The sequence below is a fragment of the Proteiniborus sp. DW1 genome, assembly GCF_900095305.1.
GTDB lineage: Bacteria > Bacillota > Clostridia > Tissierellales > Proteiniboraceae > Proteiniborus.
Map to the genome: position 1 here is coordinate 22,230 of NZ_FMDO01000006.1, position 8,538 is coordinate 30,767.

Annotated in this window: 5 protein-coding genes; all 5 read left to right on the top strand. The window is 33.4% G+C overall.

Annotated features, from left to right (window positions below; translation table 11 throughout):
- Nucleotides 1-154 precede the first annotated feature (154 nt).
- The 5 genes from DW1_RS01330 (at nt 155) to DW1_RS01350 (ending at nt 8,491) form a co-directional block, all read left to right on the top strand.
- Nucleotides 155-1,321 (top strand): exonuclease SbcCD subunit D, encoded by a 1,167-nt coding sequence (locus DW1_RS01330; protein ID WP_074348831.1) that lies wholly within the window; start codon nt 155-157, stop codon nt 1,319-1,321.
- 1 nt (nt 1,322) lies between these two features.
- Nucleotides 1,323-4,463 (top strand): AAA family ATPase, encoded by a 3,141-nt coding sequence (locus tag DW1_RS01335; RefSeq protein ID WP_074348833.1) that lies wholly within the window; start codon nt 1,323-1,325, stop codon nt 4,461-4,463.
- Between the two features lie 79 nt (nt 4,464-4,542).
- On the top strand, nt 4,543-5,424 hold the full coding sequence (galU, locus tag DW1_RS01340; protein ID WP_074348835.1) for a UTP--glucose-1-phosphate uridylyltransferase GalU: 882 nt from the start codon (nt 4,543-4,545) through the stop codon (nt 5,422-5,424).
- A gap of 290 nt (nt 5,425-5,714) precedes the next feature.
- A complete protein-coding gene (locus tag DW1_RS01345; protein ID WP_074348837.1) occupies nt 5,715-6,899 on the top strand; it encodes a LegC family aminotransferase in 1,185 nt (394 codons plus the stop codon).
- 197 nt (nt 6,900-7,096) lie between these two features.
- Entirely contained in the window at nt 7,097-8,491 is a 1,395-nt protein-coding gene (locus tag DW1_RS01350) for an S-layer homology domain-containing protein (RefSeq protein WP_074348838.1), read from the top strand.
- The last annotated feature ends 47 nt before the right edge of the window (nt 8,492-8,538 follow it).

Consider the following 8,538-nt stretch of genomic DNA (forward strand, 5'->3'; position numbering starts at 1 on the left):
TCTCTGCTGTCAAATACAAGTAAGACTTTCGCTAATAGTCATCTGCCAATAAGATAACCTTGCCAGTTGCTTAGACTTTTTCAATGGTCCCAAAGTATACCTATATGTTAAAATGAAATAAAGCTGTATAATGTGATTATAAAGGAGAGATATAATGCGAATACTTCATACTGCAGATTGGCATATAGGTAAGCAGCTTAATAGTACAAGCTTAATAGAAGATCAGGAGTACATATTGAAAAAAATAATAGAAATAGCTAAGGAAGAGAGACCGGATGTATTAGTTGTAGCTGGAGATATATATGATAGGTCCATACCACCAGTAGAGGCTGTCGAATTGTTGGACAAGACCTTTAACAAGATATTGCTAGAATTAAATATTCCCATAATAGCCATAGCAGGAAATCATGACAATGGAGACAGAATAAGCTTCGCCAGTGGAATATTAAAAAATAATAGGTTATTTATAGAAGGAAGATTAAAATCTACAGTAGATAAAATAGTACTAGAGGATGAATACGGACCAGTTAATTTTTATGTAATACCCTATGCAGATCCAGCATACGTACGAGACCTATATGGAGATAGGGATATTAGAACCTATAATGACGCTATGAAGTCAATTATGAAGGGCATTAATTATGATATGAATTTAGAACAGAGGAATATAGCTATAACTCACGGCTTTATAACGGGCATTGAAGAACCTCAAACCTGTGAATCCGAAAGAATACTATATGTAGGTGGAACAGATTATATAAGCTATGAGCATTTCAAACAGTTTAACTATACTGCACTAGGACATTTACATAGACAGCAAAGAGCAGGCGATGAAAGGATAAGATACTCAGGCTCACCTTTAAAGTACTCATTTTCAGAAGAAAAACATACTAAAGGAATTAAATTAATAGATATAGATAGTTGTGGAAACGCAAATATTAGATTTAAGGAGCTTAGACCTTTAAGAGACTTGAGAATAATCAGGGGCGACTTAGATGAACTACTAGCTCCAGGTACCTATAGGGGAACTAATACAGAGGATTATATTCATGCAGTTTTAACTGATGAAGGGGAGTTAATAGACCCTATAGGCAAATTAAGAGCAGTCTATCCTAATATTCTATCAATGGAAAGAGAAACTACTATTAATAGAGATAAAGATTCTAGAACTTCAGCTGGTGAGGGATTTAGGCATAAAACTAAACTAGACCTATTTAAAACTTTCTATGAAAGCATGACAGGAAGTGAATTTACTTCTGAAAAATCAAGGATTATAGAGAAGCTCATAGATGAAATGAATAAAGCAGGAAGGGGTGAATAAGATGAAGCCTATTAAGTTAACAATGTCTGCCTTTGGTTCCTATGCAAAAATTGAGACTATAGACTTCACAAAATTCTATGATAAAAGTATATTCTTAATAACTGGACCTACAGGAGCAGGAAAGACCACTATATTTGACGGGATTTGCTATGCTTTATATGGTCAAGTAAGTAGCTCTGACAAGGACCAAAGCTATATTAGAAACGATATTGCAGATGATGATATACTAACATACGTTGAACTAGAATTTGAACTAAAGGGAAAGAGTTATTACATAAAAAGAAGTCCTGCGCAGCTTAGAAAAAAGGTTAGAGGAGAGGGCTATACGGAACAGGCAGCAGCAGTGGAGCTAAAGATAATTGGTGATGATAAGGTGCTTACCAGTGTATCTGAGGTAAACAGTAAAATAATAGAAATAGTTGGATTAGAATATGACCAGTTTAGGCAAATCATCATGATACCTCAAGGAGAGTTTAGGCAGCTAATAACTGCTAAAAGTAAAGAGAGAGAAGAGATACTGAGAAGAATTTTTGGTACAAATGAATATAGAAAACTCCAAGATAATCTAGACAAAATGGCAAAGGGCTTACGTGAAGAGATTCTTAAACTAGAAGAGGGATTAAAGACTAATATTAAAAATATTAATACTGGAAGTAATGAAAACCTAAAAAATCTTTTAAATAAAGATATTCTAAATACTGAGGAAATAAAGCTAGAGTTAAGTAACCAATTAGAAGTAGATAAAAAAGAAATTAGAGAACTAGACAATGTAATAAATAAGCTAGAAGAAGAATCTAAAAAGCTTCAGCAGAGAATTACAGAAGGAATGCATGTAAATGATAAGCTACAGAAGAAGAAGGAAATAGAAAGAGAAAAACTTCAATTAGAAAGTAAGCAAGGAGATATAGATAAGCTAAAGGGAGATTTGGAAAAGGGAAGAAAGGCTTTGTCTATTTCAATTATTGAAGACAACTACAAGGATAGTCTAGGCAAAGTAATTGTAAAGAAAAATGAGCTAGAGAACTTGAAAAAGGAATTAGATAAAGCACAGAAGGAATTAAAGTTAGCTGAGGATGACCTAACTAAACAGATGAATAGAAATGAAGAAAAAGAAAAGTTAAAGTGTGATTTAACCCTATATACTTCATTTATAGAAAAAGTGAAGGGCTACGAAGCAAAGAAGAAAGAAAAGGAAGAGTTGGCTAAATCACTTATAAAAACTAACAAGGACTTAGAGGAAGTATCTAGAAATCTTGATGAGATTAAGAAGACAATAGTTATTTTGAAAGATAAGAAGGAAGGCTTAAAGGACTGTGAAAAAGACTACAATAGGTTAGAAATAGACTTGAAGAAAAGGGAAGAGTTATATAAAAAGCTAGAAAGCATAATTCCATTGATTAATGAGCTTGAAGACTTGAGAAAGAAGTATAGGGATGCAAAGAATAATCATACTTCTTTAGAAAAGGATTATACTGTTTTAAAGAAAAAAGTAGAAGATACTAGAAGAAGATTTATTGAAGGATATGCAGGGAAATTAGCTAGGGAACTAGAAAATGAAAAGCCTTGTCCAGTATGTGGTTCTATCCATCATCCTAGTCCAGCAAAAACTGTAGAGGGTGTACCAACAGAAGATGACTTAAAGACAGTGGAGCAAAGATTAAATGAGCTAGATGAAAAGCTTAAAGCTAGTAATGAAGCTGTAACTACCTTATTAGGACAGGGCAATGTGAAAAAAGAGCTTATTATTGAAAAGAAAAAGGAAATCAGCGAGGACTTAAATGAAGATATAGTTACACTTAATGAAAGAGAGACAGTAAAGTTTGTAACAGAAAAAGGACAGGAAATCAAAACTGAAATAAATCAAGTAATAGCTCAGATGGCTAAATTAAAGAAAGATATTGAAGAAGAGAAAAAAATAGATTCAAGCCTTAAAGATTTAGAGAATAAAAAAGAAAACACTGAGAAAACAAAAGAAGAATTAAATACATTACACACTAATTTACTTGTAAAAGTAGAAAGCGAAAGTAATTTAGTAAAAGAACTAGAGAAAGAGCTTCCAGAGGAAATTAGAACAGAAGAGAGATTGAACAAGAAAATAGATGAACTGACTGCTCAAATAAAATCCTTAGAAGATGCCTTGAAAGAAGCTCAGGATAAACAACAAAAATGTAGAGATGGACATACAGCACTAATTAACACTAAGCAAGAGCGTGAAAAAGCCTTATTAGAGATTAAGGCTGAATGTAAGGCGTTAGAAAATAAATTTAAGGATCAAATCCTTAAACAAGGCTTTGAAGGAGAGGAAGAGTACAGAAGTGCAAGGCTGACAGAGGAAGAGATTGTAAATATAGATAATCAAATAAAAGAATATAATGAAAAATTAAAGTCAGTAACTGATAGGTATACACAAATATTAATAGAAACAAGGGACATGGAAGAAGTAGATATATCAGAGTTAGAAAGTAAACTGACATTAAAAGAAAAGGAAAAGAAATCTACAAATGACAAAAAGGCAGCTGTCTTTTCAAGGCTTCAACAGAATGAAAGCATATTCACCAATATAATTTCTATAAAAGAAAAAGTCTCAGAAAAAGAAAAGGAATATTCCCTTGTTGGTGAACTGGCAAGCACTGCAAATGGAAGGAATAACTACAAGGTAACTTTTGAAACCTATGTTTTAGCTGCATATTTTGAAGAGATAATAGATGCTGCTAATATTAGATTTAGAAAAATGACAAAGAATAGGTTCCAAATGGACAGAATCAAAGATGAAGGCAAAGGAAATGCTTTTAGAGGATTAGATATTAATGTACTAGACGGCAATTCTGGCCAATACAGACCTATTAAGAATATTTCAGGAGGAGAAAGCTTCAAAGCATCACTTTCCTTAGCATTAGGTCTTGCAGATGTGGTTCAGTCCTATGCAGGAGGAATCAAGCTAGATACTATGTTCATAGATGAAGGCTTTGGCTCCTTAGATCCAGTGTCTCTAGACGATGCAATAAATTGCTTACTAGAGCTACAGAGCTCAGGCAGACTAGTAGGGATAATATCACATGTAAAGGAGCTCCAGGAGAGAATAAACTCAAGAATAGAAATAGAGCCAAGTGTTGAGGGTAGCAAGGTAAGGTATGTTTATTGAGTATGTAATAGTTATTTGATAAAATAACTACAAAGTATTGATTACGCAAAGTAGGTGTTTTGAAAGGAGAAGATGTGACGTGATAGTTCGTAAAGCCATCATACCAGCAGCAGGACTAGGAACTAGGTTTTTACCTGCAACAAAAGCACAACCAAAGGAAATGCTTCCAATTGTAGATAAGCCAACTCTCCAATATATTATCGAAGAGGCAGTAGAATCTGGAATTGAAGAAATATTAATCATAACAGGTAGAAATAAAAAAAGTATTGAAGACCATTTTGATAAATCAGTAGAGCTTGAGCTTGAGCTAGAAAAGAAGGGAAAAACTGAGTTATTAGAAGAGATTAGGGAAATTTCTGATATGGTAAATATTCACTATATAAGGCAAAAGGAGCCAAAGGGCTTAGGACATGCTATATATTGTGCCAAGAGCTTTATAGGAAATGAGCCCTTTGCGGTACTATTAGGTGATGATATTGTCTATGCAGATAAGCCTTGTTTAAAGCAAATGATAGAGGTTCATGATGAATACAAGACAACTATACTTGGAGTACAGGAAGTAGCTAGAGAAGATGTAAATAAATATGGCATTGTAGAGGGTAAATTTATTGAGGATAGAGTTTATAAGGTCAAAGGATTAGTAGAGAAGCCAGACATAGAGCAAGCTCCATCTAATATTGCCATACTTGGAAGATATATCATAAATCCTGCCATATTTGAGATATTAGAGCATACTAAACCTGGAAAAGGTGGCGAGATTCAATTAACAGATGCATTAAAGGTATTAGCTGAAAGAGAGGCCATGTATGCATATAACTTTGAGGGAAGAAGATATGATGTAGGAGATAAACAAGGATTTTTAGAGGCAACTGTTGAATATGCATTGAGACGTGAGGATTTAAGAAAAGAATTTTTAAATTATTTAATTAAAACAGTAGAAAAAGAAAAAGATCAGATTTAGGAAAGGGAACTATTGTATAATATATGATGCTATAGTTAGAGCATAAGCAATTAAGGAGATTCTTCGGACTTATGATTTCAGAATAAGGTGCTTGTGAAGGCCGTTTTTCTGGGATTAAGCGAAGAATCTTTTTTGGTTTAACTATAATTTTTTTTACATAGAAGCTTTTTTTATTTTACCAATTTAGAGGATACTTTATAGAAGAAGATAATATATTTTAATATGTAGGTGAATATTTAAGGAGATTTAAGCTTTAGCTGTAGAATTTCTCATTAGTAAGGAGGTAGGTTATGGAAGGCACTAGAACAATACCGTTGGCAGTTCCAAACTTGTCATCAAAAATATTGGAAAATATAAAGGAAACCATAGAAACTGGCTGGGTGTCAACTGGTGGAAGATTTATAAAAGAATTCGAGAAAAAGATTGCAGACTATGTTGGCGTAAAGAGGGCAGTGTCCTGTCAGAGTGGAACAGCAGGCCTACATCTTGCACTAAGAGTGCTAGGTATTGGTCATTGTGATGAGGTAATAGTGCCTACAGTTACTTTTATAGCAGCAGTAAATCCAGTTAAATACATGAATGCAGAGCCTATATTTATAGATTGTGATGACAGTTTGAATATAGATGCAAGCAAGCTTGAAGAATTTTTAGAAGACCAGTGTCATTATATAGATGGAAAAGTGATAAATAAAAAGACCAGAAAGCAAGTAAAAGCCATAGTTGTAGTTCATGTATTTGGGAATCCAGCAAACATGGAAAAGCTAATGAAGATTAAGGAAAAATATAAGCTTAGGCTTGTTGAAGATGCTACAGAGGCACTAGGCTCATATTATCTAAAGGGAAAATATGCCGGGAAACATTGTGGGACTATTGGTGATATAGGAGTATATTCCTTCAATGCCAACAAGATTATAACCACAGGTGGTGGAGGGATGATTGTATCCAACCATGATGAATTATTAGAAGATATGGCTTTTCTAAGTCTTCAAGCTAAGACAGATCCATTATACTATATTCACGATGATATAGGTTATAACTACCGCATGACTAACATACAAGCAGCCTTTGGAGTAGAGCAAATAGATAGAATAGAAGATTTTATTCAAGCAAAAATCAATAATTACAATTTGTATAGAGAAGGAATAAAAAATATAGAAGGACTAGGACTTCTGCCATTTAGAGAAGATACAAGAGCAAATCACTGGTTTTATTCAATTGTAATAGATGAGAAAAAATATGGCATGGATAGAGATGAACTGCTAGTGAGATTAAATAAATGTGGAATTCAGACTAGACCCCTTTGGGGACTAATACATAAGCAAAGGCCATATTTAGGTGCCCTAAGCTATAAGATAGAAAAAGCTTTTATCTATGAAAAAGGTCTTTTGAACTTACCCTGCAGTTCAAATTTAACCAAGGAGGATATTAGTTTCGTAATCAGACATTTAAGGCTTGCTAAAAACAAACCTTGTTAAATAGGATAAAAAGATAAGACTCTAACAGATTGGTTAAAGAATGTTAGAGTCTTATCTTTTCTGGAGATTAACAAAAAGACAAAGTAAATGGTTACATTTTACAAAAAATTAATTTTAGTATATAATGTGGATATTAAAATTTAGTAAAGATTATTAAATCTTTTTTTATTTTTAGTATAGGGGAGTTGTGAGAGTATATGTTAAAAAAGACTTTAGCTTCTGGTCTGTGTATGTTAGTGCTGCTTTTAGCTTCCTACACAGGAGTAAATGCTAGTATTGTTAATAAGAATCCATCTAGGGCAGAGTTAGAAAAGAAGGTTGAAGAGGTAGCTAGAAAAAGAGGAATACCTTCAGTTATACTAAAATCAATAGCTAGAGTTGAGAGTATATTTAAGCAATTCAATGATGACGGTTCACCTTTTATTAGTAAAGGTGGCACTATAGGGCTTATGCAAATAAAAAACAGTTATGGCTTGTATGATAATGAGAAGTTAAAATATGATATTGATTATAACATAGAAGCAGGAGCAGATTTACTTCTTGGTAAATGGAGTACAGCAGTAGAGAAACTCCCTCAAATCGGAGATATGAACCCAAATGTATTAGAAAACTGGTATTTTGCCATATGGGCGTATAATGGCTGGAGTAAATCAAATAATCCAAACACTGGACTTAAAAAACAGACATTTCAAGACTTAGTGTATTCCATAGCTGAAAAGGAGTACGGACAAAAAATAACTACAATAGATAAAAGTCTGCTTCCTAAACAAGGACTTCCAAACAAAAGCACCAAATACGATACCCCAAAGGAACATCACTATGGAGATATTTTATTCTATAGTGAGGGAGATATTGTAAAGCTTGACGGGAGACAGTATTCGGCTTTAAAAGATACTCCTAATGGTTCGGATGTGGTAGAGATAAACAACCTAACTGAGCTACAAGTATTAGAAGGACCGATACTAAATAACGGTTATTTTTGGTATAAGGTAAGAGTTAATGATATAAAAAAAGAAGGTTGGCTTGTAGGAAATTGGATATCTAAAACTGGTAGCATATATCCTTTTGTTGACATATCTCGCACATGGTCAAAGGATTATATTATAAAGCTTCATGAGATGAATATAGTTAGTGGGGATGGTAAGAACTTCAATCCGGATGATCAAATAACTAGAGAAGAAATGTGTGTTATGCTATCAAGGGCACTACAGCTTGAGCCTATAGATAATGAATTAAAATATGTAGATGCTAGTGAAATAGAGGAATGGGCAGCTCAGCATGTAATAGCAGTTACAGAGGCAGATATAATGTCAGGATGTGATGAGACAAATGAGTTTAAACCTGATGAATATATTACAAGAGAAGAGGCTGCAATTATTATTAGTAGAGCCTTAGGCTATGATGAAAATTTAGATTTTCAATTGGAATATACAGATATTAGCAATATCTCTGATGAAGCATTGGATGCTATAAAAAATGTCCAAGTCAAAGGAATAATGAATGGTGCAAATGGGATATTTAGACCAAATGATTACTTGACTAGGGGAGAAGCATGTAAGCTAATATTTGATATTATAAATATTATAGAATAGAAGTAGTGAGACGAGCTTTTAAGGTATTTTAAAAGCTCGTCCCTTAT